Origin of the sequence: Aeromonas sp. 2MA4, from assembly GCF_029237305.1 — a bacterium.
Classification (GTDB): Bacteria; Pseudomonadota; Gammaproteobacteria; order Enterobacterales; family Aeromonadaceae; genus Aeromonas; species Aeromonas salmonicida.
In genome coordinates this window covers 48,496-71,073 of the sequence record NZ_JAACFY010000024.1, presented here as the reverse complement: position 1 = coordinate 71,073, position 22,578 = coordinate 48,496, and the positions used below count along the sequence as shown (strand labels likewise).

The following is a 22,578-nucleotide window of genomic DNA, read 5'->3' as shown; positions in this document are numbered from 1 at the left end:
ACACAGATTGCTTGATTCAAATTGTTAAAGAGCGACGCAACAGTGTGTTGCTGCGGGAGTGGAATTCTACTCAACCGCCTTCTCGAGTCAAGCCTTATTTTCAAAGGCTTTTCGAGGCACCGACTGGCTTGTTTGCGTTGCCGCTTGCCCTGTCGATGTGGCGCATTATAGAGAGATTGATCGCGTTGGCAAGGGTCGCAATGCAATAAAACTGCAAAAATCGGCACTTTTTTAGTTATTCATAACCAACCACAGCTTTTGTACAAACTTATCCACAGAAATGCCGTAAAACGGCACTATTGGCATCATGAGTGCCCCACATTTAGCCATTGGAAGTGCCACTCCTTGCATGCCGCCCCTCCCGCTCATCTACCTATATAAAGAAGCGATCACGCCAGGCCCGCTTCTTTCACCCATGCGGCGATCAACTCGGCGGCCGGGAGGTCACGGCAACCCGATACATTCTGCCCCGCCCACAATGGCGAGAAGCCACTATCACCCACCTTTTCAGCCGCCGCACGCAACGGAGCCAGCGCACTGCTGGCATGGGGGAAGTCAGGTGCCAGATCCGAGAGCGAGCCCAGCTCCCGCATCAGCCGGTTGACTATCCCTCGCGCCGGGCGGCCGCTGAACACCTTGGTCAGGGCAGTGTGCTGGCTCTGGGCAGAATGAATCGCGGTGCGATGCAGGGCAGAGGTCGTCGCCTCATGACAGCAGAGGAAGGCAGTTCCCATCTGGACGGCGCTGGCGCCTAACGCCAGGGCGGCCCTGATACCTTTGCCATCGACTATGCCACCGGCAGCGATGACCGGCAGTTCTACCGCCGCGACTATTTGTGGCAGCAAGGTAAAGGTACCTTGCTGCCAGGCGAGATCCTCATTGAGGAAATGGCCGCGATGGCCGCCTGCCTCCAGTCCCTGCGCTATGATGGCATCGGCGCCATGGCGGGCCAGCCACTTCGCTTCTGCTACCGTGGTTGCACTGGCAAACACTTTTGCTCCCGTGGCTTTCACCCGAGCCAGCAGGCCCGGTTCGGGCAGGCCGAAATGAAAGCTGACTACGGCGGGGTTGAACTCGGTCAGGATGGCGGCATGCTCGGCGTTGAACGGGGCACGACCTGGCCCACTCGATACAGCATCGATATTCACACCGAACTCGGCATAAAAAGGCGCCAGCGCCTGTTGCCAGCGTGCAACCTGCTGCGGATCTGGATCCCCTTGCTGATGACAGAAGAAGTTGATGTTAAATGGCCCCAGACCGCTGGCGGCAAGCCGAGCAAGCTCACTTCGCAGGTCAGTCGGACTGAGCATGGCCGCCGGCAAGGAGCCCAGACAACCCGCGCCGGTGACGGCCAGCGCCAGCGCACTGTTTTGCACTCCCGCCATGGGGGCCTGAATGAGGGGATAACGCATCCCCAGTTCGGCGAACAGGCTCATGGCTATGTTCCCTGCTCACAGTCCGAAACGGCGTCGGCTGCAACTTGGCTGCGCGCCAGCGCTATGGCGCCATCGATGGCGCCGCGGGCCTGCGGGCTGTTCTGCCAACAGGTCGACCCCAGCATGCTGGCCACCAGCTGGACTATATGGGCTGTATCCGCCTCGGCCAGCTCGCTCAGTGTGTGGTAACCCAGCTGTTCGAGCCGCCCTATGACGGTGGGACCCACCCCTTTCACCCCTAGCAGCAAGCTTCGTTCCTGTGCCGAGAACTGTTTCATGTCGGTCATTGCCCAGACTCCTTTCCTATGGCGGTATTTGAACATCAGGCCCGCAAAGGGCCCGATGAAGATAGAGAGTGATCAGCGCACGCTGCGCAGCAGGAAGTCCGGCTGACCGCAGGAGCGCAGTTCACGCTTTTGCATCTCGTCGGAACAGGTGACGGCATCCGTCCCCTCCTTGTTGATGCAGATGTAGACCTCCCGCAGGAAGCGACCGCCGTCGGCACAGGCAACCGTGATGTTGTCTGGCGCCAGCCAGTCGTTGGCACTGGCCAGATCCGCCTTGAGCTGGAAGCGGCTTTTGCGCAGGGGCTCGGCAGGGGACTGATACGCGGCCGGGATCTTCACCTTCTGACGCAGGTCGCTGGCCAGCTGATGATACTGGCGCTGGCTGAGGCCTGAGCAGGTACCGTGTTTCTCCCACTCATGGCGATAGAGAAAGCGGCTGGGGTAGAGCCCGGCAAACTGCTGCTCCATGTCAGGATCCAGCCGCTCGCGGGAACAGCTGCTCGGGTAGCCGCGCTGGTACTGGGGCCAGAGGCCGTGCAACACGAAGCCCAGCTGGCGGGAGCATTGATCCCGATCGGCCGGTTTGATGGCGCAATGCTCCGGCGACCAGGAGAGCGCCAGGGCGTAATAGTCAAACTCGCCCGCTTGCCCCTTGGCCTGTACGGCAGAAGAGTACAAGGGGGAGAGCAGCAGAGTGCCGAGCAGCACAACAATCTTTTTCATCTTGGGTTCCAGCGTTATATCAAAAGAGTGCCAATGCGGCAGCGCAGCCCCGTCGGCAGACGTCATGCTCCCATATTTTGAGAAGAGGGAACACCCCGGCAAGATGACAGCGCGCCCCTGGGGGTCAGACCAGTAAAGGGTTCCCCCTCCCGTTCCACAGGCGTAAGCTGACCCACCGGCAGGCCCTCATGCCTCGCCCTTTCCCCATCCCGATTTCATCTTCAACAGGATGCAACATGATCCGCAAGAATCCATCCGGCCACCTGCCGGTCATCGACGAGTCCGCCTATATCGACAAGACAGCCATCATCTGTGGCAAGGTGATCATCAAGGAAAACGTGTTTGTCGGCCCCTATGTGGTGATCCGCGCCGACGAGGTGGATGCCAATGGCGACATGGAGCCCATCGTCATCGGCGCCAACTCCAACATTCAGGACGGGGTGGTGATCCACTCCAAGTCCGGCGCTGCCGTCACCATAGGCGAGTACACCTCCATCGCCCACCGCAGCATAGTGCACGGGCCCTGCGAAGTTGGTAACCGGGTCTTCATCGGCTTCAACAGCGTGCTGTTCAACTGCCATATTGGTGAAGGTTCAGTGGTGCGCCACAACTCTGTGGTGGATGGCTGCGATCTGCCCCCCGGCTTCTATGTGCCCTCCACCACCCGCATCAACCAGCAGAGCGATCTGGCCGAGATCCCCAGAGTCACTGTGGATGCCACCGAGTTTTCCGAAGATGTGGCTCACACCAACATAGACCTGGTCAAAGGTTACAAGGCGCTCTCAAACGAGTTCTGATCTGCCTGATTGCCAGACAACAAAACGGGCGCCGAAGCGCCCGTTGCTATTTCTATCTCTGCTATTCAATCCGGATCATGAACACTTTTTCAAACTGATATGCCAGTTGGCGCCCGACTGCACCTGATGTTTGGCGGCGAAGCTGTCCATGTTGAGGGCGACCGAGACCTGCAACAGGCTGTTGAGGTAGACCAGCGGCTGGCCTTCCGGCACGTCGCCGAAGCTGCTGACATAAGGGGCCTTGCCGTCATACCTGACCACATCCCCTTCACTGATCTTGATACAGGCCTTGTCCCCCTTGTTGACCCCCACCAGGGTCAGCAGTGTCTCGTCGATATTGGTCCAGACGTTGCCGTACTGCACATCCAGGATCGGGATTGTGCCCTTGAGGGTGCCATCTTTCTCGGCCACAGCCGGCTGGTAAGGGATCTTCACCACGTCGGCGGGCAGCAGCGGGCCCACCTGCTCATAGCTGATGGCACCGGAGGCGAGCCGTGCGCCTGTATAGGCGTAAACATCGCGGCCGTGGAAGGTGTAAGACTTCTCGGATCCCTTGAGGCGGTTGGTTTTCTCATCGATCTGACGCACAGCGTCTATGCCGAAGTGCTCGGCCACCAGGGTCAAAGTGCCGTTATCCGGGGTGACTATGTAGTGGCCGCTCCTGGTCTTGAGCACCACAGAGTGGCGATCTGTGCCTACACCGGGATCTACCACGCTGACAAACACAGTGCCCTTGGGCCAATACTGCAGGGTCTGATAGAGGCGGTAAGCCCCTTCCCAGATGTTGTAAGCCGGTATCTCGTGGGTCAGATCATAGAGCGGCAGAGTGCGGTCTACCCCGAAGGCAACCCCCTTCATGGCTGACACTGCGCCATCTTTGAGGCCAAAATCAGTCTGGATCACCAGGGCCTCGTTGGCGGCGGCGATGCCGCTGGCCAGCAGGAGGGCGAGCGCAAGGGCCCGGGGAGCGGTGCGAATATCCATATCAGAACTCCTGAATCGTGATAGATGAACAAGAACAGCCATTTAGACATCCAGAATGCCACCTATCATCAGCATTGCAAGCCGTTTCACCTGTATGGGGGGAACAGAAAAGCACTCGCCAGTGCATGCTGGCGGGTGTATGGATAGGCTTTGCCGTGACGGGATCACAGAGGAAGCAACATGACCAGACCCCAAGCCCCCACCCTGGCGTTGAATCTGGGTGAACAGATCAGCAAGGTGCTGATCACCCAGGCCGACGGCATCACCATCACCTACAAGCTGGCATTTGGTCTCGACGCCATGACACCGGGGCCGTTTCGCCAGGATCCGCCGACGGCGCACGAACTGGAACGGGCCATCATGGTGGTGGAGGATGCGCTCATGCCGCTGGCGGCCCGCATTCCGGCCCACGAGCTGGTGACGCTGCACAGCCCGGTCCCGCTGGCGGGCGAGTTCGGCAGCCATGAGCTGAGTCGGGAGAGCATAGAGCAGCTGTTCGGCCAGTTTGCCGCCATGGTGGAAGGGGACCCGCTGGCGGCGGCCCACTTGCCCAAGGGGCGGCACTTTGCCGCCGTATTGTTGATCCTGCGCGAATGGATGCACCACCTGGATGCCAAACGGGTAGTCGTAGCGGAGTAAGTGCTGGCGGATAAATGGCTCAGGCCGCGGCTCGCTCGAAGCGGGTTCGCGACACAACCCAGGCCAGCCCAAGGCTGATCAGAATGCTGCCGACGGCAAGCACATCCACCGCTGCCAGCAGGCCGACGCTGTCGCTCACCCAGCCCAGCAGCACAGGCACCCAGTTGGCCACATAGGCGATCACATAGAAGAGCGACACCAGCCGGGCGTGGCTGGCGCCGGGGGCAATGCGATTGACCAAAGTCGCGCTGCCGACAAAGGCGGCGCCCTGGGCATAACCGGACACCAGCAGCCCGAACCCTGCCAGCCACAACGACTGATAGTGAACGGCGCCGGTAAATAGCAGCACGCTGAGCGCCAGGGCAAGGCAGCCGCTCTGCAGTGTGTGGCGGGCATCGAGGCGGCGAGCCCATAGCTGGCACAGGCCGGAGAACACCAGATAGGCTGCGATGAGATAGCCGAACAGGCCGAGATCCTGCATCCCCAGCAACTGGCTCGCCACCTTGGGACCGATTGCCAGCAGACTGGCCGCCACCGCCCAGGCGGTAAACAGAGCCACGGCGCAGAGGAAAAACGCAGCCCCCGTGATTTTGAGCCCCTCTCCCAAGGAGCCCTTGCCTTGCCCCGATGCCACTGGCGGCTGCGCTCGTGCGCTGGCGGGCCAGCTCAGCACAACGCCGACCATGGCGCAGGTCGCCAGCCCCATGATGAGCAGGAAGGGCAGTTGAGTCGGATAGAAGTCCAGTTGCAGCGCCAAGCCGCTGAATACCGGGCCAAGCGCCAGCCCGGCGGTGAAAGAGAGGGTCGCACTGAGCGCCGCCCGCTTGCCGCCATCCCGGGGACCGAAGCGCAGCAAGGCCACATTGGCGGCGCCGGTCAGTGCCCCCGTGCCAATGCCGGCCAAGACCCGCGCCAGCAGCAGCGACCAGAACGAATCGGCCAGGGAGAAGAGCAGGGCTCCCCCCAACACCGCCAGCAGCGCTGGCAATATCATGGCACGCAGGTCCGTCACCCGGCCCGCCAGATTGCCCACTCCGAACAGCGAGATCAGCACGCCGGCCGCATAGCCACCATAAATCAGGGTGAGGCTCACATCGCTCAACGCCAGCATCTGCTGATAGTGGGGATAGAGCGGCGTAGGCACACTGCTGTTAAGCAGCGCCGACATCAGGGCCAGCGGCAGAAACAGCAGAATGGCGCCATGGGCAGCGCCCGACTGGCAGGGCCCGGGGGTAGACAAGGGTGATGACATGCACGGCTCCGATGGGCGCGGGGCCAAACCCCGCTGGTGAGAGGCGGCCATGATAGCGCCCGCAGAACGCCGCCGACAGCAGCACAAATGCATCATGCGGCTTCAATAATGCATGCGTTCGGCATCTATTTGCACGCACACCAGGGCACACTTGGCTTGTGATCCCGCCTGTGCTGGCTTCTAATGGGCTCGCCCCAGCGGGGGGAACTTGAGTGGGAGGCTCGATGATCAACTGGGATGACGCGCGTTTTTTTCTGGCATTGGCAAGACAGGGCACACTGCGCGGCGCGGCCGGAGTGCTGGGTGTCGATCAGGCTACCGTCGGGCGACGCATCACGGCACTGGAGCAGAATCTGGGCTCCAAACTCTTTATCCGCACACCAAAACTCTATGACCTGAGCCCGCTCGGCGAAACCATGCTGGCTGATGCCAGCGCCATGGAGCAGGCCATCCAGGCCATAGAGCGCAAGGCAAGCGCCGGAGATCAGAGCCTGTGCGGCGAGGTACGCATCGCCACCACCGATACCCTGGCACAGGCCTTCGTGCTGCCAGCCCTCACCCTGCTGCGCGAGCGCCATCCCGGCATTCGTCTCAGCCTGCAGACGGCGGTCAACGTCAGTGATATCGCCTGTCTCGAAGCCGATCTCGCCATTCGGGGCCTGCGCCCCGACAACGACGAGCTGGTGATCAAGCGCCTCACCACCATAGAGATGGGGCTCTACGCCTCTCACGACTATCTGGCCAGACACGGCACGCCCAAGTGCGGCCTCGGCCTGAGCCAGCATGCCCTGCTGCTGTTTGCCAAAGAGCTGGTCTCCCGCCACTGGCACAGCCTGTGCGGGGAGCAGCTGCACGAGCCGAATGTGGTGCTGCAGTGCAATGCCCAGCTGCTGTTGTTGGCGGCGGCCCGTCAGGGGCTGGGGATAGCGCTGCTCTCCACCTTTCTGGCAGACAAAGAGACCGAGCTGGTACGGGTGCTGCCCGCCCTCAGCGATCCGGTCGATATCTGGCTGGTGCTCCACCCCGACCTGCAGAAGGCCAGCCGGGTGCGCGCCGTGGTAGATGCGCTGGAAGAGGTGTTTCACTGCCGCTAACCAGCACAGGGCGTTGCTCGCCATGGCGCAGCTCCCGAGCCCGAGCAGGGGATATGGCGAGGGATAGAGGCCAGTCCCCTCCTCGCCTTCTGCCCATGCCCCCGCTTCTGTTAACATGCCGGCCACTACGATTGTTTCCATCGTGGCCCTGGCCGCGATAACCCCATACTGGTGCCCCTATGTCCATTGCATCCTTTGCCGAACTGGCCCTCTCCCCCCGTCTGCAGCAGACCCTGAGCGAGCTCGGCTATGCCGCGCCCACCCCCATTCAGGCTCGCGCCATCCCCACCATTCTGGCGGGGCGGGATCTGATGGCGGGGGCCCAGACCGGCACCGGCAAGACCGCTGCCTTCGTGCTGCCGCTGTTGGAGCAACTGATGCAACACCCGGCGAGCGACACCGCCCGCCCGATCCGCGCGCTGGTGCTGGTGCCGACCCGCGAGCTGGCGGTGCAGGTCTTTGATAGCGTGGTGCGCTACGGGCAAGGTACAGGTCTCACCAGCGCCCTGGTCTACGGCGGGGTCAGCATAGCCGCCCAAGTGGAGGCGCTTCAAGCCGGGGTGGATCTGCTGATCGCCACCCCGGGTCGGCTGCTCGACCATCTGCGTCAGGGGGCCTTGAGCCTTGAGCACCTCAGCCATCTGGTGTTTGACGAGGCGGACCGCATGCTCGACATGGGCTTTATGGACGAGATCAAGGCACTGCTCAAACAAATACCTGCGGATCGCCAAACCCTGCTGTTTTCGGCCACCTGTGATGACAACCTGTTTGCCTTGAGCCGTGTGCTGCTGCGCGACCCGGAGTTGATCGAAGTGGCGCCGCGCAACACAACGGCGGCCGAGGTGGAGCAGCGGGTCTATGCGGTGGATGGCGAGCGCAAGCTGGCGTTGGTGGAACACCTGATCAAGGTGAAGGGCTGGGCACCGGTGCTGATCTTCAGCCGCACCCGGCAGGGGGCCGACAAACTGGCCCAGCAGCTCGGCAAGGCGGGTATCAATGTGCTGGCCTTCCACGGCGATCTGTCGCAAAGCGCGCGGGAAAAAGTGCTGCTGGCGTTTCGCGCCGGCACCCTGCAAGCCCTGGTCGCCACCGACGTGGCGGCCCGCGGCCTCGATATCTTGGATCTCAACTACGTGATCAACCTCGAATTCCCGTTTGTGGCCGAAGATTACGTCCACCGTATCGGTCGCACCGGCCGCGCCGGCAACAAGGGGCTGGCCATCACATTGTTCAGCCCGGAAGATGCGCCGCTCTTGGAGAAGGTGGAAGCGGTACTCGACACCCGATTGCCCCAGCAGTGGTTCCCGGGCTTTGAGCCAGACCTCACCCGCTTCGAACCCGAGCCGCGCCGCAACGGCAAGGCCGCCCAGAAACAGAGAGCCAGAAAACAAGCCCTCGGCGGCGGTAACAAGAGTGGCAAGGGCAAGCGTTAAGCCGCTCCTGCGCCACCAATAAAAAAACGCCCGCATGGGCGTTTTTTGTTATGTCATGCCTGCTCGCAACCCTACGACTGGGCAGCTAGCGGGTCGCCAGCACCAATGGCAGGGATTTCAAGATCTGCCGCTCCGCCAGGGTGGAGAGAATAAACATCGCCATATAACCGAGACCGAGTGCCACGATAATGGCCACCACATTGGTGGTGAAGCGGGCCACCAGATAGTAGGCCGCCACCAGCGCGACTATGCCCGCCAGCCGGATCAGCAGGCTCTGGGTAAAGTGACCATGGGCCTTGATATAGGCGAGCTGATAGCCGTTGAGCATCATGAAGATGAAGAAGATGGAGAAATGGAACAGCACGGGCACGGCGCCCCCGTATTCGGCCGGGAACAGCAGCAACACCAGCGGCTTGCCCGCCAGCAGCATCAGCACAAAGAACACCAGGCTGACGATGGCGGAGAGACTGAAGATCCAGCGGCGAATAAGCCTTATCTGGCGGTGATCGCCGTTGCGCAGATTGACCGCCAGCTCCGGCAGCACGAAGCGGTAGATGGGGAAGACAAACAGCAGCGTCATATAGGTGAAGATGGGGCGCACCACCACCTGGAAATCCCCCAGCTCGTCGATGCTGAAGTGGCGTATGGTGAGCAGCACTGTGATGTAGATCATCAGGATACTGGCCCCCGCCTCGAGGGACGCGGTAAAGCTCTTCTTCACATAGCTGCGCATCTCGGGGCCGAGTTCGACTTTGGCCAGCGGCCGGGTGGCGATGTCCCGGCGGCGATAAATATACATATAGAGGGCAATGCCCAGCGACGATAGCGTCAGCCCGTAGAAGAGCGACGAGAGTGCATCCATCCCCAGCCCGAAGTAGCAGGCCATAAACATCAGGGCGTTGGCGAGCGGCTCCAGCCAGGTGACCTTGTTGGAAATGTCATACATGCGGTACATGGCCACCAGATTGGTGAAGTAGACCTTGAGCCCCAGCCCGAAGATGACCCCCACCAGTTGCAGGTACTCCACCCGGATATGGAGCCCGTGCTTGATATAGGGGATCACTATCCCCCAGGTGAGCAGCACAATGCCGATGAGGAAGTAGCGGAAGATATTGATGATGTCTCTGTCGTTTTTGGTCTGGGAGTAGCTCACCACCATGGAGGAGCGAAAACCTGTCATCAGGATGAGCGACAGGGAGATGAGATCCACCACGCTGTTGAACAGCGCCAGGTCTCCCTTGGCCACCCACTGCGCCAGCCACACCTTGAAGGCGAAGCCAATGATGATGCTGGCGAGTGACGCCCACATGCCGGTGACAAAGGCCTGCTTGAGGCGCTCGAGGGATTTATGTTGCATATCAATTGCTTGTTAATGGCTGGCCAGAGAGAAATCCATCTTATGAAAGCGCACCCGGCTTGAACAGCCTTAATGCCGGGGGTCAGCTGCCGGTCGGCAAGACTCGGAAATCAGCCACAGAAAATCCGGTTCGCTAGAAACAGGAAAACGCCCGTTCGGGCGTTTTCTCTGGCTGGCACCCTTCAAGGGTGCGCCGCTTCTTGTGATCTCTGCGCCCTGGCTCTTTATGCCTGCGGGGCGGCCTTGATCAGCGCCTGGTAGTGATCGATAAGCTCGGGGCCGTGCAGTGGCAAGTCATGACCGCCGACCACAATCTTGATGGGCAGCTTCATCGCCTTGAGCCGCTCGATGGTCTGCGGATACTCCTTCACATTGGCAAAGCTCAGGTTGCCCAGCTTCTCCTTGAGGATGCAGTTGCCATAGAGCACCTGCTCGTCGGGGAAGTAGACAAAGATGCCGTCCGGCGTGTGGGCCGGGCCCGCGTAGAAGGCGCGCACCTTGCCCTCTTGCAGGGTAAAGTCGCCGTCGTGCACCACGTTCGGCAGCACCAGCGGCAAGTCCGGGTACTCCGGCAGCCCCTTGCGGGTAAAGGCGACAATCTCGGCCCAATCGCTCTTCATCAGATCCCGGGTCTGGCGGGTCGATACCACCTTGGCACCGATGGACTTCCAGTAGGCGTTACCCCCTGCCCTGTCCGTGTGGTAGTTGGTGTTGATCACCTCCAGCACAGGCTTGTTGCTGACCCGTTTGATCAGCTTGTGCAGCTCGCGGGCGGTATCCGGCGTCCAGGTCGCCCCCACTACCGTCACTCCCTTGGCCCCGAAATAGACCATGGAGTTCTCTTTGACGTAGTAGTTGTCCTCTACGACATAGACGGGGCCGCTCACCTGAGTGAGGGAGATCGCCGCCGCATGCACGCTGCCGCCCCAGAAACTCGCCACCAGCACCACGGCCCCGGCCAATCCACACTTCATCCAACTTTTCATCATCTTGCTCCCTCGATACAAGCGCCCCCTCGCCACCCCTGTGGCAAGCCGGGCCCTTTACGCAGTGGGCAGAAGATACGGGGGATTTGTGAGGGGAAAATGCGCCTCTGTGAAGAGAAGGTGAAGTCAGGGGGACGTCGGAGGGGGTGTCGTCACCAATCCCGCAAGACACGATATAGCAGGCCAGCCCCAAACCACGTAGGGACGATTAGCGCAGCGTAATCGTCCGCATACCGCCGCGCACCGAGTCACGGCAAGACCGACAGAAAACTCTGGATACCAGCGGCTTCTCGGCCACCTTTCGCGATCGTCCGAATACGCTTCGCTATTCGAACCTACTGCCTTGGGCTTCTGAAGCCCTACATACGATATGAGCCATGGAATAATACGAGCGCCCAGAGTATATTGGTCAGAGAAATTTTAATGCCATCGCGCATAAATCATGTAACAAATGAGCAAGCTCTTGAGGACTTTATGATTAGATCTATTGGCTTGAACAACTGGAAAAGCTTCGCGAATTCACAGCTTTTCATTGATCCGCTCACCATACTAATTGGTAGTAATGCCAGCGGAAAATCAAATGCGTTAGATGCCTTTAGTTTTTTGAATAAAGCTACTCTTGGCACGCCCTTTTCAGTAATAATGGAGCAGATGAGAGGTGGGATTCAATGGGTCTGCCGCAATAATACGAGTTCCTTTTCTTTATCTGCCACAGTAGCTGATGACAATGAAAATATTGACTATGTTTATTTCATAGAAGTAGAGACTCACAATGGCACATTACAAGTAAAAAGTGAAAGCCTACAAAGGCTAAAATACAGATCAAAAGACAACAAAAACAATCCTTATAGCATATACATATATAGAACAGATCCTTGTGAACAAGATTCACCATATATTACAGCCAGAACATACAATGAAAAACAAGGCACACCTCGCCCATGCTCAAGAGCACAGAGTATTTTAGGGCAACTCTATATTCAATCCACAGCAAACATATTAAGAAACGAAATATCCAAAGCTCTGAATGCTATGCATGAAAATTTGGGACAAATCTTCATGCTAGACCCAATCCCATCTCATATGAGAGGTTTCTCTCCCCTTTCAGAAGTATTAAGCAGTGATGCATCGAATATTGCAGGTGTTATTTCAGCATTTTCTGATGATGAGAAAAAGGAGCTTGAGAGAAAGCTCTCAAACTATATTAAAAGTCTTCCAGAAAGAGAGATTGTTGAAGTTTTTTCAGAAACTGTAGATAGATTTAAAAGCTCTGCAATGCTGTATTGCAAAGAAGGATGGCTCGATGATGATGAACAAATCATTGATGCAAGAAGTATGTCTGATGGAACATTACGCTTTCTTGCAATTCTTACAGCCTTACTAACTAGGCCCACAGGTAGTTTATTAGTAATTGAAGAAATTGATAATGGATTGCACCCATCAAGAGCTGACTTGCTTGTAAAAGTTCTGTCTGAAATAGGGGGGCAGAGGAAAGTCGATGTGTTGGTGACAACACACAACCCTGCATTTTTAGATAGATTGGGGCATAAGTATACTCCATTCATTACTGTAAGCCATAGAGACCCATCAACTGGTTCTAGTATGTTAACTTTGCTGGAAGATATAAATATGCTTCCTAAAATGCTTGCCTCAGGACCTGTTGGGACGCTTACGAGTAAAGGCTCTATTGAGAGTGCATTAAATCAACAGTTTTCAATGGTAAGCAAGGGTGATGATCATGAGTAAGAAAGTCATCATTTTTGATACATGTGTACTATGCTGTTGGTTTAATGTGCCAGGAAAGGCTACTTGTGGACCAGCACATGACAAGTGGGACAATCAAAGAATTACTAATATTGTAAATCAAGAAAAGCTATTAAATACTACTTTTGTTCTACCTCTCGCATCAATAATAGAAATGGGGAACCATATAGCGCTCTCGGCGGGGAATAGATTTGCTTTGGCAACTTCTTTTGCAGAATATATAGCATTGACCGCTGAGAGTATTTCACCGTGGGCTGCATTTAACGAACAAGATACATTGTGGTCTAAAGATGCAATGAAAGCCTTGTCTGTTATTTGGCCTATGTTGGCAGCTCAAGGAATTGGAATAGGTGATGCAACAATTAAAAATGTTGCCGACTTTTATGCAGAGTCAGGATATCAAGTAGAGCTTTTAACTGGAGACCAAGGGTTAAAAGCTCATGCCCCACAGACTCCTCCTATGGTACCAAGAAGAAGAGCAAATAGATAAGGGCTTTATACACTACCCACCCTAATTAATTTTCAAACCGCAGTTAGATAACTCTATATATAAAAATAACCCTCACCTATCTAACAGGTGTGGGTTATTTCACAATTAACGGTCAGCTCTGGGAGATTAAACCTAAGCCAACGGCGGCGTGCGCGGCGGCACCTTGCGCTTGCTGCCGGTGGACTCGAAGGCCGAGGCGATGCGCAGCAGGTTATTGTCGTCATAAGCGCGACCGGCGAAGGTCAGGCCCACCGGCATACCGATATCTGCCATGACGCCCATGGGGACTGTGACGGTCGGCACACCGAGATGGCGAATGGCGAGGTTGCCGTTGGCAACCCAGATGCCGTTGCTCCAGGCGATATCGGCGGAGGCCGGATTCACATCCGCGTCAGCCGGGCCGACGTCGGCAACTGTGGGGAAAAGCACGGCGTCGAGCTTGAGCCCGTCCATCCAGTCTTCCAGATCCAGCTTGCGGGTCTGCTCCAGGCCGCGCAGGCCGTCCGGCACGGAGGCAATCTCGTCAAAGCGCTTGAGGCCGCGCTTGGCCATCTTGACGTACTCGTCCATGCCCGCCGCCAGATCCCCTTCGCGATTCGGCAAGGTGCCCGGATCGTGGGGGAAGATCTTGGGGCCATCGACGTCTTCAAGCTTGTTCAGCTTGGGATCGCCGTTGGCGCGCAGGAAGTCGTCGAATGCCCAGCCGGAGAGCTCCCACAGCTCGTCGTTGAGAAACTCCGGTGAAACTATGCCGCGGTTGAACACGGTCGGCGCGCCGGGTCTGTCCCCTTCGCAGTTGGAGACCAGCGGGAAGTCCACTTCGATGACTTCGGCGCCTGCGGCTTCCAGCGCCTGACGGGCCTGTTCCCACAAGGCAATCACCGACGGACGGGTATGGATACGCTGGCCGGTCGGGCCGCCTATGCCGGGGTTTTCGCTGGTGCCGGCCAGTTCATCCTTGTTGATAAACATGCGTGGCACGCCGAGGCGCTTGCCCTTGAGGGCATCAGGCTTGGCGGCCAGCTCAAGGTAGGAGGCCGGACGCACGTCGGAGGCCTTGGGGATCTTGACCCAGGGCTGCATGCGCCACAGATCGCCACGGGTCTCGGCATCGTCGGCCACCACTACGTCGAGCACTTCCAGCAGATCCGCCATGGTGCGGGCGTAGGGCACTACCACGTCCATGGTCGGGGTCAGCGGCCAGTTGCCACGCACCGAAATCACGCCACGGGACGGGGTATAGGCACACAAACCGTTGTTGGAGGCAGGGCCACGGCCGCTCGACCAGGTCTCTTCCGCCAGACCGAAGGCGGAGAAGCTGGCGGCTGTGCCGGTACCGGCACCGTTGGAGGAGCCGGAAGCAAACGGCGCTGTCAGGTAGTCGGCGTTATAGGGGCTCTCGGCACGGCCATAGACGCCGCGCTGCATGCCGCCATTGGCCATCGGCGGCATATTGGTTTTGCCAAGGCAGATGGCACCGGCGGCCCGCAGGCGCTCAACGGTAAAGGCATCGCGCTGGGCCACCAGATCCTTGAAGGCCGGGCTGCCGGAGGCGGCAGTCAGCCCCTTGACTAGATAGCTGTCTTTGGCGGTGTAGGGGATGCCGTCCAGCGGACTCAGGGTTTCACCACGGGCGCGGCGGGCATCAGAATCTTGCGCCTCTTTCAGCGCGTCGGGGTTGTGCACCACCACGGCATTGAGTTTGGTGTCAGTCTCGGGGCCATTGTAGGCTTTGATCCGGGCCAGATAGGCCTTGACCAGTTCGACCGCTGTGGTGCGGCCTGATTCGAGCGCACCGCGCAGCTCGGCAATGGAAACCTCTGTCACTTCGATCATTTGGATCTCCTGTAAAAGGGTGACTGTTTGTAATGATGATCGCCGCATCAGCGTCTTCGACCATCACGCAAGCAAGCGATAAAACCCCACGGCGTGGGGTTTTGAATGTCTACACTCTTCGGCCAGCTTACTGACCAGAAGGGATCTGCTGGGTAATGCAGTGGATATTGCCACCGCCCAGCAGGATCTCCCGAGCCGGTACGCCGACCACTTTATGCTGCGGGAAAATCTCTTCCAGAATGCGCTGGGCTTCGCCATCGGTGGCGGCATCCAGCAGCGGGTAGACGATGCGATCGTTGGTGATAAGGAAGTTCACATAGGAGCCGGCCAGACGACCTTCGGCCTCGCGCGGCACACCGGTACCGCTCTCGACACCGGCGGACTCCTCTTCAGTACAGAACAGCGGGCCCGGCTGGGGCAGCTTCCACACTTTCAGCTTGCGGCCCTTGGCATCGACCGCCGCTTCCAGCACCTTGAGGGCGGCCAGGGAGCGGGCGTACTGGGGATCGTTCTGATCGTCAGTCCAGTGCAGGGCCACTTCCCCCGGGCGCACGAAGCAGCAGACGTTATCGATGTGGCCGTCGGTTTCGTCCATGTAGACGCCTTCGTTCAGCCAGATAAAGCTCTTCACGCCCAGATAGTCACGCAAGTGCGCTTCGATCTGATCCTTGGTCAGGTGCGGGTTGCGGTTTTCGTTGAGCAGGCACTCGGCTGTGGTCATGCAAGTGCCTTCGCCATCGACGTGGATGGAGCCCCCTTCCAGAATGAGCGGCGCGTCGTAGCGATCCATGCCGTGCTGTTCCAGCATCTGGGCCGCCACTTTTTCATCCTGATCCCAGGGATAGTAGAGCCCGCCCTTGTGGCCGCCCCAGGCGTTGAAGCCCCAATCCACACCACGGCACTCGCCAGCGGCGTTGGTGACCACTGTCGGGCCAGTGTCGCGGGCCCAGCAGTCATCGCTGGCCATTTCGACCAGGGTCACGTGAGCGGGCATGATGCCGCGGGCCTGCTCCATAAACTGGGCCGGTACCCCCATAAAGACAGGGGTGGCCTGCCCTATGGCATCCGCCACCTTGGCGAAGGTGGCTTGCGCGAAGCGACCGGCCTCACGCCAGTTGTCCGGGCGAAACGGCCAGATCATCCAGACGGCCTGCTGGTGCGCCCACTCGGCGGGCATGGTGAAACCGTCAGCAGCAGGGGTGGAATCAATAGTCTTGATGCTCATCGCAATATCCTTGCGGGCCTCACAGGGCCGGTAAGAGGGGAAACGGGCGGTCGCTCGCCCCGGCAGCGTGCCGGACGGCCCACCAGTTGGTCATCGGCTGCGCAACCGCCTGGCGCACCCGGGAAAAAATGAGTGTGGCCGCAGTGTAAGAAGTTGCGCTCACATCCATCAAATGAATAGGATTGATTGTCCCATAAACAAGGCAAATAATCCCTCCATGAAACTGCACCAGCTCGACCTCAATCTGCTGCTCGCCTTTGACGCCCTGATGACACAGGGCAGCGTCACCCGCGCCGCCGAAGCGCTGTTTATCAGCCAGCCTGCCATGAGCCACGCCCTCGGCCGGCTGCGCACCTTCTTTGGCGACCCGCTGCTTGTCCGAACCCCGCAAGGCATGCTGCCCACCCCCCGCGCCCAGCGACTGCATCTGGGGGTACAGCAGGCGCTGCGGCTGCTGGAGCAGCAACTGAGCGACGAGGAGGTGTTCGAACCGAGCCAGTCCAAACGGCGCTTCGTGCTCTGCACCACTGACTATGTGGAGTGCGTGCTGATCCCGCCGCTTATGCAGCGCCTCAAGAAGCTGGCACCCGGCGTCACCATAGAGATCCGCATACTGCGCGACACCCTGCCGGAAGCCGAGCTGGCGAGCGGCGAGATCGATCTGGTGCTGGGGTTTGACGAATACATGCAGGTGCCGAGGTATCTGGGCAAGGAGACCTGGCTCACCGAGCCCCTGGCCGGTCTGGTGCGCGCCACCCTGGAGCTGGAGGAGGAGCGGATCACCTTGCAGCAACTTATCGAGATGCCCCATGTGTTCCACTCGCCGCTGGGCACCTCGGAGGCGAGTCTGGATCGCTACCTCAGCACCCTGGGCCACAGCCGCACCATCTCGGTCAACAGCCAGAGCTATATGTCGGCAGCGACCATTGTCAGCCAGAGCGACCACCTGCTGGTGCTGCCCAGCATGGTGGCCGAACTGCTCGCCAACCACTGGCCGCTGAAAAGCCTGCCCCTGCCTGCGGATGTACCGGATTACCACCTCAACTGCGTCTGGCACCCGGTGCATGCGCAGCAACCCGCACTGATATGGCTGAAAGACTTGATGAAGGAACTGGTGAGCCAGCCATAAACAGCAGGCGTGCAAATGATGTTGGGGAGATTGGCGTAGCGGGAAGGAGTTGAACGGGCGCCTGGCAGGCAGTGGGAAGCAAGGCATTCGAGGAGAAGCAGCCCGTGTTTGACGTGAGGCAACTCGATGCGCCATCTGGGCGCTTGTGATAAGGCCCGCTGCCCAGAGGTGGGCAGCGGGCCTTGAAGTGCATCACAGCAGTGGCGTACTGGCTGACGACGGGGCCTAGTTGCGACCGATAAAGAGGTCTGTCACATGACAGCTGCTTCTGGCTTCCAGCGCATCCAGCATGTAGGCGGCCGCATCTTCCGGTGTCATGAAACCGCTCGGGTCGACGTGATCCGTGTTGTCCCAGAATTCGCTGCGGATCCCGCTCGGATAGAGGTTCACCAGTCGCAATGGAGAATCCTTGAGCTCGGCACGCAAGGACTCCAGAAAGCCGCGCATGCCCCACTTGGAAGCACAGTAGAGACTCTCGTTGGCCTTGCCTACCTGAGCAGCGGAGGAGAGCACATTGGCCAGCACGCCGCCCCTCTCGCCGATGAGACGTACCGTCTGCTGGGCCACCAGTATGGTGGAGACCAGATTGCTCTCCATCACCCGGCGGATCTGCTCGGCGGTGTAGACACCAACCGGGCCGAACTCGCCGGTGCCGGCACAGTGCAGCACCAGCTCCGGCAGACCACCCCACTCCACGGCAGCGGCAAACGCCACATCCACGTCTTCGTGGTGCGCCAGATCGGCGACTATGCCGATCACGGCACTCCCGAGCAGTAGTTCCTGCTGCTGCAGTCGCTGATAACGACGCCCCATCATGGAGACTTGATGGCCCCGTTCAACCAGTCCTATGGTCAGGGCTCGGCCCAGACCGGACCCGGCCCCCGTCACTATGATGTGACCCATTATCAGCTCCTGTCAGTCAGATCAGAATGTGAATTCGCCGCCGATGAACCAGCCATCTACACGCTGATCAACGCGATCGAAGTCAATGCTCGCATCACGCCAGCCGGCACGGACCTTGAGAGGTACGGCAGCAAACTTGTAGGAGCCACCCAGACGGTAGTCATAGTTGTCGGCATCCTGCACACGGGCATCGCCAAAGGCCGCAAAGCCGGTACCCGGAATGCGCACTTCGGCACCGGTGTAAGCCATCAGCACATCCTTGTCATAGGAGTAGTGCTGGGTGTTGAAATCGCCATCGTAACGACGACCGGTCAGGCCCAGATCGATCTGGAACAGGTCGTTGTTGAACAGGCGATAGTAGAGGCTCAGGTCGTAGGCCATCAGATCGTTGTTGAGGGCACCACCGCTGGTACCGAAATCGGAGATCTCGAACTTGGCGTTGGGCAGCAGAATGATACCGTGCTCCAGTTGCAGGTAGCCGCTCCAGTTGTAGTTCTCGTCATAGCTGCCGTTGGCCCCGATACCGTCAATCTGGCCGCTGCCCTGAGCGTTCCATACATCGGCACCGGCAGCGATACGCCAGTCATCAGCGGCCATGGCAGCCTGGCTGAACAGGGCCAGCACACAACCGGCAATCAAGGTCTTCTTCATCATTTCACTCTCTTATGGACTGGAAAGGCCATCATTTTACCCAGTGTGGCGGGAATACACAGTGCAAAAAGCTGAACAAGCGTCCATTAATGTCAGTGCTGCATCCCTGCCATGGGTTCAATCGGCTTCACTGGCAGGTTCAATTCCAGCGTCTGGCCATCATCCATGGTCAGGGTCAGCGGGAAAGGAGTGCCTTGTGACAACTCGCGCACCTCGAACAACATCACATGAAAGCTGCCGGGTTTCAGTGCCACTTCCCCCTTGGCCGGGATCGCTATGCTCTCGACCTGGCGCATCCTCATGACGCCATTCTCATGCAGATGGGTGTGCAGCTCGGCGCGCCCCACCTCGGGCGAGGCCGCGGCCACCAGCTTCACCGGCTTGTCGGCGTCATTTTTCAGCACCAGAAAAGCCGCGGTATTGGGGGATCCCGGAGGCAACAGGCGCACATAACCATCGACGGCTTCGACCTTGGCCAGGGCCGGTGCGGCCAGACCGAGCGCCAGCAGGGAGTAAAACGCACGTTTAAACATGGTTGAAATCCTTTTATGATGTTGTTAAACGCCGTGAAGCTTACCGCAGCAGTAATCTTTTGGCAGCCTGTGATAACAAGGATTTAGACATGGACCCCATTATCGTTGCCGAGCAGCAGGATGGCTTGCTCACCCTGACCTTCAATCGCCCCGACAAGCGCAATGCCCTCAATACCGACATGTATCGTGCGCTCACTCAGGCACTGCGGCAAGCGACACAAGATGACGCCGTACACGTGTTGCTGATACAGGGACAAAGCAATTGTTTCACCGCCGGCAACGATCTGGCGGACTTCATGGGCAAATCGAGTCTGGATGCCGATGACCCCATACTGCAGTTCCTGCACACACTGGCGGATTTTCCCAAGCCCGTCATCGCCGCCGTCGGTGGCCCTGCCGTCGGGATCGGCACCACCTTGCTGCTGCACTGCGATCTTGTCTATCTGGGGGATAATGCCCGGCTGCAACTGCCGTTCGTCGAACTGGGGGTGGTGCCGGAGTTTGCCTCCAGCCTGCTGCTGCCCCGCGCCGTGGGTCATCTGAAGGCGGCGGAACTCTTGCTGCTGGCCGAGGCCATCGATGCTGATGAAGCACTGCGCCTGGGTCTGGCCAACCGGGTAGTTGCCGCCGACGAGCTGCTGGCACTGGCTCGGGATCAGGGATTGAAGCTGGCGGCCAAGCCGCCCAAGGCGCTGCAAAAGAGCAAGGCACTGCTCAAACAGGAGCTGAAACAGGCGGTGCACTTCGTCATCGATCTGGAGGCGCGCGCCTTCTCCCTCGCCTTGCAGGGGGAAGAGGCGCAACACAGGATAGCGCAAAGGCTCAAACCCAGGGCCTGATCCTCAGTTGAGACGAAAACGACCTATCAGCTCGCAGCCCTGTACCTTGTCCTGCAGCTGGATCAGTCGGGCGATCTCGGGATTGGGGTGGCGCTTGAGGAAGGAGATGAGCGCCGCCTGGCAGCAACCCAGCTCGCTGACAAGGGACTCGCACTCCCGGTTCGGGCACTGGGGCACCAGCGCCGTCACCAGCTCGGAGGCAAGCTTGAGGTAGCGCAGCTCATAGGCTGGCTCTTCCATGGCGCGCCAGAAATCCGCCAGTCGATGGCAGGTGGCCACCCGCATGCTGGCCAGCTCATCCAGATCATCGCTGGCCAGTTCGTACACTTCGGCAAGGGCTTGCTGATAGAGGCAAATAGCCGCACCCAGCGCCCCCGCGCCCAGTGCGTTTTCCGCCTCCAGCATGTAACGCTGCCAGATATGATGGGTCATGCTGATCTCCCGAGTCTATGGGTGGGATCCTTATCATGCCCAGTTGAGAATGAATATCAACCTGACCTTTTGTGCAGGATTTGACCAGCAAGGCGTTCAACCGGTTGGCATCGCCCTTCTCATGTCTTACCATCCGGTCCCATCATCTGGCCTCCACTGTCAGGATCCCCTTTTCATGTTGCGACCCCGTTTACCCCAGGCGCTCGGCTGCTCGACACTGTGCGTGCCCCGCCTGCTGGTCTGGATCTATTAGCTGCGCTCCTCGCGCCATTTATCCCTTTATCCATTGAACGAGGAACATAGCCATGAAGCACTGCCAACACTGGTCGCAGGTCGAGTACCTGCATCTGACGGTGACCAATCCCAACATCAGCCTCAAGGGGCAGCACAGCTACTACTCGGGGGCCTGGGACGGTCCTTTTGAAGAGGAGGCCGTGCGCTATCTGCACGGTGACAACTGGAGCCGATCACCCGACACCGGCTGGGAGCCGCTCTGGCACATAGACAGGCTCCATATCGGAGACTATGTGCAAATCGCCGCGGGCGTGAAGATCATCATGGGAGGCAACCACACCCACAACCCGGCGTTTATCAGCACCTATCCGTTTGCCGATCTGGATGCCCTCAAGCGCAGCTACCGCCCCGCCGGCGATACCCGTATCGGCAACGATGTCTGGATCGGGATGGACGCCATGATAATGCCGGGGGTCACTATCGGGGATGGCGCCATTATCGCCGCCCGCAGCCTGGTGACACAGGACGTGCCACCTTACTGCATGGTGGCGGGTACGCCCGCCAGGGTGATCCGCCAGCGCTTTGCTGTGCAAGAAACAACACGGCTGCAAACGCTGGCCTGGTGGGACTGGCCGGATGAGCAGGTGCAAGCCCTGCTGCCGCTGATCCAGCAAGGAGAGGTGGCGCTGCTGGAACAGGCCGCCGCTCGCTGGCGCTCAGCCGAACAGGAGTAAAAACACGAGTAAGGGGCGCCCGGGCGCCCCTTACTCGACCTGCTGTTCCCCTGATTCAGCTGCCGCTGCGTGACTGGTTGACCCGACACTGCTTGCCGGGATAACCGGGCAGATCACTGGCCTTGCTGCTGCACGCCAACCGTTTGGCCTGATTGAGACGTTCCATCAAGCTGGCGCCATCGACCGGTAGCCAGTTCAGCTGCTGGCCGAGCCAGCTGGTCCAGGCAAACTCGACAAAATAGACCTGATCCCGCTTCTCGAAATAACCCGCATCCTGCAGCATGCCCGCCACAGTCCGGTAGGGGTAATCGGGCAAGTCGCCAATATGGGCAGGCAACTGCTCCGGTGTCAGAGGGGCGCCCTTCTCATCCTTGAGCCAGGCCCAGTGATTACCCTGCATCTGGCTCCAGAAGCTGGACTTGTCCTGCAGCCGCGCTATCACCTTGACCCTGGCCTGCTTCACCCCCAGTTGCCACAGCGCCTTGGTGAGGTGATGCCTGTCCACCAGCCAGTAGCCGCCATCCGGTGCTATGACGATGGGGATCTCTTTCTTTTTCATCACTTTATCAAGCTGCTTGGCACTTTTCCCCAGCAGCTTTGCTTGCGTGTTGTCGACCTGGATCTGGCCAACACCGCCCTGGGTCGGATGCAACTGATCTATGTTCACCTCGCACCAGCTGCCGACCTGCGTCTCGCGCTCACAAGGCGCCAGCGCCCAGGCGCCCTGACTGATGGCCAAGGCCAGCAGGATCCATGCTCTCATCCTTCACTCCTCTTCCCCTGACCGCAGATCAGCGGGTCAAGTTAGGTTCCATACCGT

24 protein-coding genes are annotated in these 22,578 nt (G+C 59.1%); 10 read left to right on the top strand and 14 right to left on the bottom strand.

All coding sequences use genetic code 11. The features are described 5' to 3' along the window. A partial coding sequence (locus GWQ31_RS19710) for a hypothetical protein (RefSeq protein ID WP_275910078.1) occupies positions 1 to 209 on the top strand: 209 nt, incomplete at its 5' end. Positions 210 to 389: 180 nt separating this feature from the next. Here GWQ31_RS19710 and GWQ31_RS19705 read toward each other — a convergent pair. From GWQ31_RS19705 to GWQ31_RS19695, 3 genes are all read right to left on the bottom strand, one after another. Continuing rightward, the gene (locus GWQ31_RS19705; protein ID WP_275910077.1) at positions 390 to 1,436 is read right to left on the bottom strand and encodes a nitronate monooxygenase; all 1,047 of its coding nucleotides are present in this window, start codon (positions 1,434 to 1,436) and stop codon (positions 390 to 392) included. Between the two features lie 2 nt (positions 1,437 to 1,438). Beyond that, positions 1,439 to 1,723, bottom strand: a complete 285-nt coding sequence (locus tag GWQ31_RS19700; protein ID WP_275910076.1) for a helix-hairpin-helix domain-containing protein — start codon at positions 1,721 to 1,723, stop codon at positions 1,439 to 1,441. Between the two features lie 72 nt (positions 1,724 to 1,795). Then, a complete protein-coding gene (locus tag GWQ31_RS19695) occupies positions 1,796 to 2,446 on the bottom strand; it encodes a ribonuclease (RefSeq protein WP_058395295.1) in 651 nt (216 codons plus the stop codon). A 236-nt stretch (positions 2,447 to 2,682) separates the two neighbouring features. Here GWQ31_RS19695 and GWQ31_RS19690 point away from each other — a divergent pair, with 236 nt between their 5' ends. Further along, complete coding sequence (locus GWQ31_RS19690; RefSeq protein ID WP_005320532.1) at positions 2,683 to 3,243, top strand: carbonate dehydratase; 561 nt, start codon at positions 2,683 to 2,685, stop codon at positions 3,241 to 3,243. Positions 3,244 to 3,318: 75 nt separating this feature from the next. Here GWQ31_RS19690 and GWQ31_RS19685 read toward each other — a convergent pair whose 3' ends face one another. After that, the gene (locus GWQ31_RS19685) at positions 3,319 to 4,227 is read right to left on the bottom strand and encodes an S-adenosyl-l-methionine hydroxide adenosyltransferase family protein (RefSeq protein ID WP_275910075.1); all 909 of its coding nucleotides are present in this window, start codon (positions 4,225 to 4,227) and stop codon (positions 3,319 to 3,321) included. Between the two features lie 180 nt (positions 4,228 to 4,407). Between GWQ31_RS19685 and GWQ31_RS19680 the strand changes: the two genes are divergently transcribed. Beyond that, positions 4,408 to 4,866: a hypothetical protein gene (locus GWQ31_RS19680; RefSeq protein ID WP_125608768.1), complete on the top strand. Its 459-nt coding sequence runs from the start codon at positions 4,408 to 4,410 to the stop codon at positions 4,864 to 4,866. Positions 4,867 to 4,885: 19 nt separating this feature from the next. Here the strand turns inward: GWQ31_RS19680 and GWQ31_RS19675 are convergent, their stop codons facing one another. Further along, positions 4,886 to 6,118 carry an MFS transporter gene (locus GWQ31_RS19675; protein WP_275910074.1) on the bottom strand — a complete coding sequence of 411 codons (1,233 nt, stop codon included), beginning with the start codon at positions 6,116 to 6,118 and terminating at the stop codon, positions 4,886 to 4,888. 224 nt (positions 6,119 to 6,342) lie between these two features. On the opposite strand from GWQ31_RS19675, the gene GWQ31_RS19670 reads away from it, so the two are divergent. Both GWQ31_RS19670 and GWQ31_RS19665 read left to right on the top strand, forming a co-directional pair. Further along, entirely contained in the window at positions 6,343 to 7,212 is an 870-nt protein-coding gene (locus GWQ31_RS19670; RefSeq protein ID WP_275910073.1) for a LysR family transcriptional regulator, read from the top strand. A 179-nt stretch (positions 7,213 to 7,391) separates the two neighbouring features. Continuing rightward, positions 7,392 to 8,645 (top strand): DEAD/DEAH box helicase, encoded by a 1,254-nt coding sequence (locus GWQ31_RS19665; RefSeq protein WP_275910072.1) that lies wholly within the window; start codon positions 7,392 to 7,394, stop codon positions 8,643 to 8,645. Between the two features lie 85 nt (positions 8,646 to 8,730). On the opposite strand, the gene GWQ31_RS19660 is transcribed toward GWQ31_RS19665, so the two are convergent. Continuing rightward, positions 8,731 to 10,002 (bottom strand): hypothetical protein, encoded by a 1,272-nt coding sequence (locus tag GWQ31_RS19660; RefSeq protein WP_275910071.1) that lies wholly within the window; start codon positions 10,000 to 10,002, stop codon positions 8,731 to 8,733. A gap of 224 nt (positions 10,003 to 10,226) precedes the next feature. After that, complete coding sequence (locus tag GWQ31_RS19655) at positions 10,227 to 10,988, bottom strand: CphA family subclass B2 metallo-beta-lactamase (RefSeq protein WP_275910070.1); 762 nt, start codon at positions 10,986 to 10,988, stop codon at positions 10,227 to 10,229. A gap of 474 nt (positions 10,989 to 11,462) precedes the next feature. On the opposite strand from GWQ31_RS19655, the gene GWQ31_RS19650 reads away from it, so the two are divergent. Together GWQ31_RS19650 and GWQ31_RS19645 are read left to right on the top strand one after the other, a co-directional pair. Beyond that, entirely contained in the window at positions 11,463 to 12,734 is a 1,272-nt protein-coding gene (locus GWQ31_RS19650; protein ID WP_275910069.1) for an ATP-binding protein, read from the top strand. Next, a complete protein-coding gene (locus tag GWQ31_RS19645) occupies positions 12,727 to 13,242 on the top strand; it encodes a hypothetical protein (RefSeq protein ID WP_081097841.1) in 516 nt (171 codons plus the stop codon). Before GWQ31_RS19650 ends, GWQ31_RS19645 begins: the two co-directional genes overlap by 8 nt. A 132-nt stretch (positions 13,243 to 13,374) precedes the next feature. Here GWQ31_RS19645 and GWQ31_RS19640 read toward each other — a convergent pair whose 3' ends face one another. Both GWQ31_RS19640 and aguA read right to left on the bottom strand, forming a co-directional pair. Beyond that, the gene (locus GWQ31_RS19640; RefSeq protein ID WP_275910068.1) at positions 13,375 to 15,078 is read right to left on the bottom strand and encodes an amidase; all 1,704 of its coding nucleotides are present in this window, start codon (positions 15,076 to 15,078) and stop codon (positions 13,375 to 13,377) included. A 127-nt stretch (positions 15,079 to 15,205) separates the two neighbouring features. Beyond that, positions 15,206 to 16,303 carry an agmatine deiminase gene (gene aguA, locus GWQ31_RS19635; protein WP_275910067.1) on the bottom strand — a complete coding sequence of 366 codons (1,098 nt, stop codon included), beginning with the start codon at positions 16,301 to 16,303 and terminating at the stop codon, positions 15,206 to 15,208. A gap of 217 nt (positions 16,304 to 16,520) precedes the next feature. Here aguA and GWQ31_RS19630 point away from each other — a divergent pair, with 217 nt between their 5' ends. After that, positions 16,521 to 17,432: a LysR family transcriptional regulator gene (locus tag GWQ31_RS19630; RefSeq protein ID WP_059112455.1), complete on the top strand. Its 912-nt coding sequence runs from the start codon at positions 16,521 to 16,523 to the stop codon at positions 17,430 to 17,432. A 225-nt stretch (positions 17,433 to 17,657) separates the two neighbouring features. Here GWQ31_RS19630 and GWQ31_RS19625 read toward each other — a convergent pair whose 3' ends face one another. The 3 genes from GWQ31_RS19625 to GWQ31_RS19615 all read right to left on the bottom strand — a co-directional run bounded on the left by GWQ31_RS19625 (position 17,658) and on the right by GWQ31_RS19615 (position 19,519). Further along, entirely contained in the window at positions 17,658 to 18,335 is a 678-nt protein-coding gene (locus GWQ31_RS19625) for an SDR family oxidoreductase (protein WP_005320501.1), read from the bottom strand. A gap of 21 nt (positions 18,336 to 18,356) precedes the next feature. Further along, positions 18,357 to 18,986, bottom strand: a complete 630-nt coding sequence (locus tag GWQ31_RS19620; protein ID WP_034283590.1) for a TIGR04219 family outer membrane beta-barrel protein — start codon at positions 18,984 to 18,986, stop codon at positions 18,357 to 18,359. A 92-nt stretch (positions 18,987 to 19,078) separates the two neighbouring features. Next, complete coding sequence (locus GWQ31_RS19615; protein WP_021140449.1) at positions 19,079 to 19,519, bottom strand: copper chaperone PCu(A)C; 441 nt, start codon at positions 19,517 to 19,519, stop codon at positions 19,079 to 19,081. A gap of 89 nt (positions 19,520 to 19,608) precedes the next feature. On the opposite strand from GWQ31_RS19615, the gene GWQ31_RS19610 reads away from it, so the two are divergent. Further along, a complete protein-coding gene (locus GWQ31_RS19610) occupies positions 19,609 to 20,358 on the top strand; it encodes an enoyl-CoA hydratase-related protein (protein WP_275907609.1) in 750 nt (249 codons plus the stop codon). Positions 20,359 to 20,361: 3 nt separating this feature from the next. On the opposite strand, the gene GWQ31_RS19605 is transcribed toward GWQ31_RS19610, so the two are convergent. Beyond that, entirely contained in the window at positions 20,362 to 20,790 is a 429-nt protein-coding gene (locus GWQ31_RS19605; RefSeq protein WP_005320494.1) for a DUF2753 family protein, read from the bottom strand. 305 nt (positions 20,791 to 21,095) lie between these two features. Here GWQ31_RS19605 and GWQ31_RS19600 point away from each other — a divergent pair, with 305 nt between their 5' ends. Beyond that, on the top strand, positions 21,096 to 21,758 hold the full coding sequence (locus GWQ31_RS19600) for a CatB-related O-acetyltransferase (RefSeq protein ID WP_275910066.1): 663 nt from the start codon (positions 21,096 to 21,098) through the stop codon (positions 21,756 to 21,758). A gap of 55 nt (positions 21,759 to 21,813) precedes the next feature. On the opposite strand, the gene GWQ31_RS19595 is transcribed toward GWQ31_RS19600, so the two are convergent. Then, a complete protein-coding gene (locus GWQ31_RS19595) occupies positions 21,814 to 22,521 on the bottom strand; it encodes a ParB-like protein (protein WP_265420626.1) in 708 nt (235 codons plus the stop codon). Between the last annotated feature and the right edge of the window lie 57 nt (positions 22,522 to 22,578).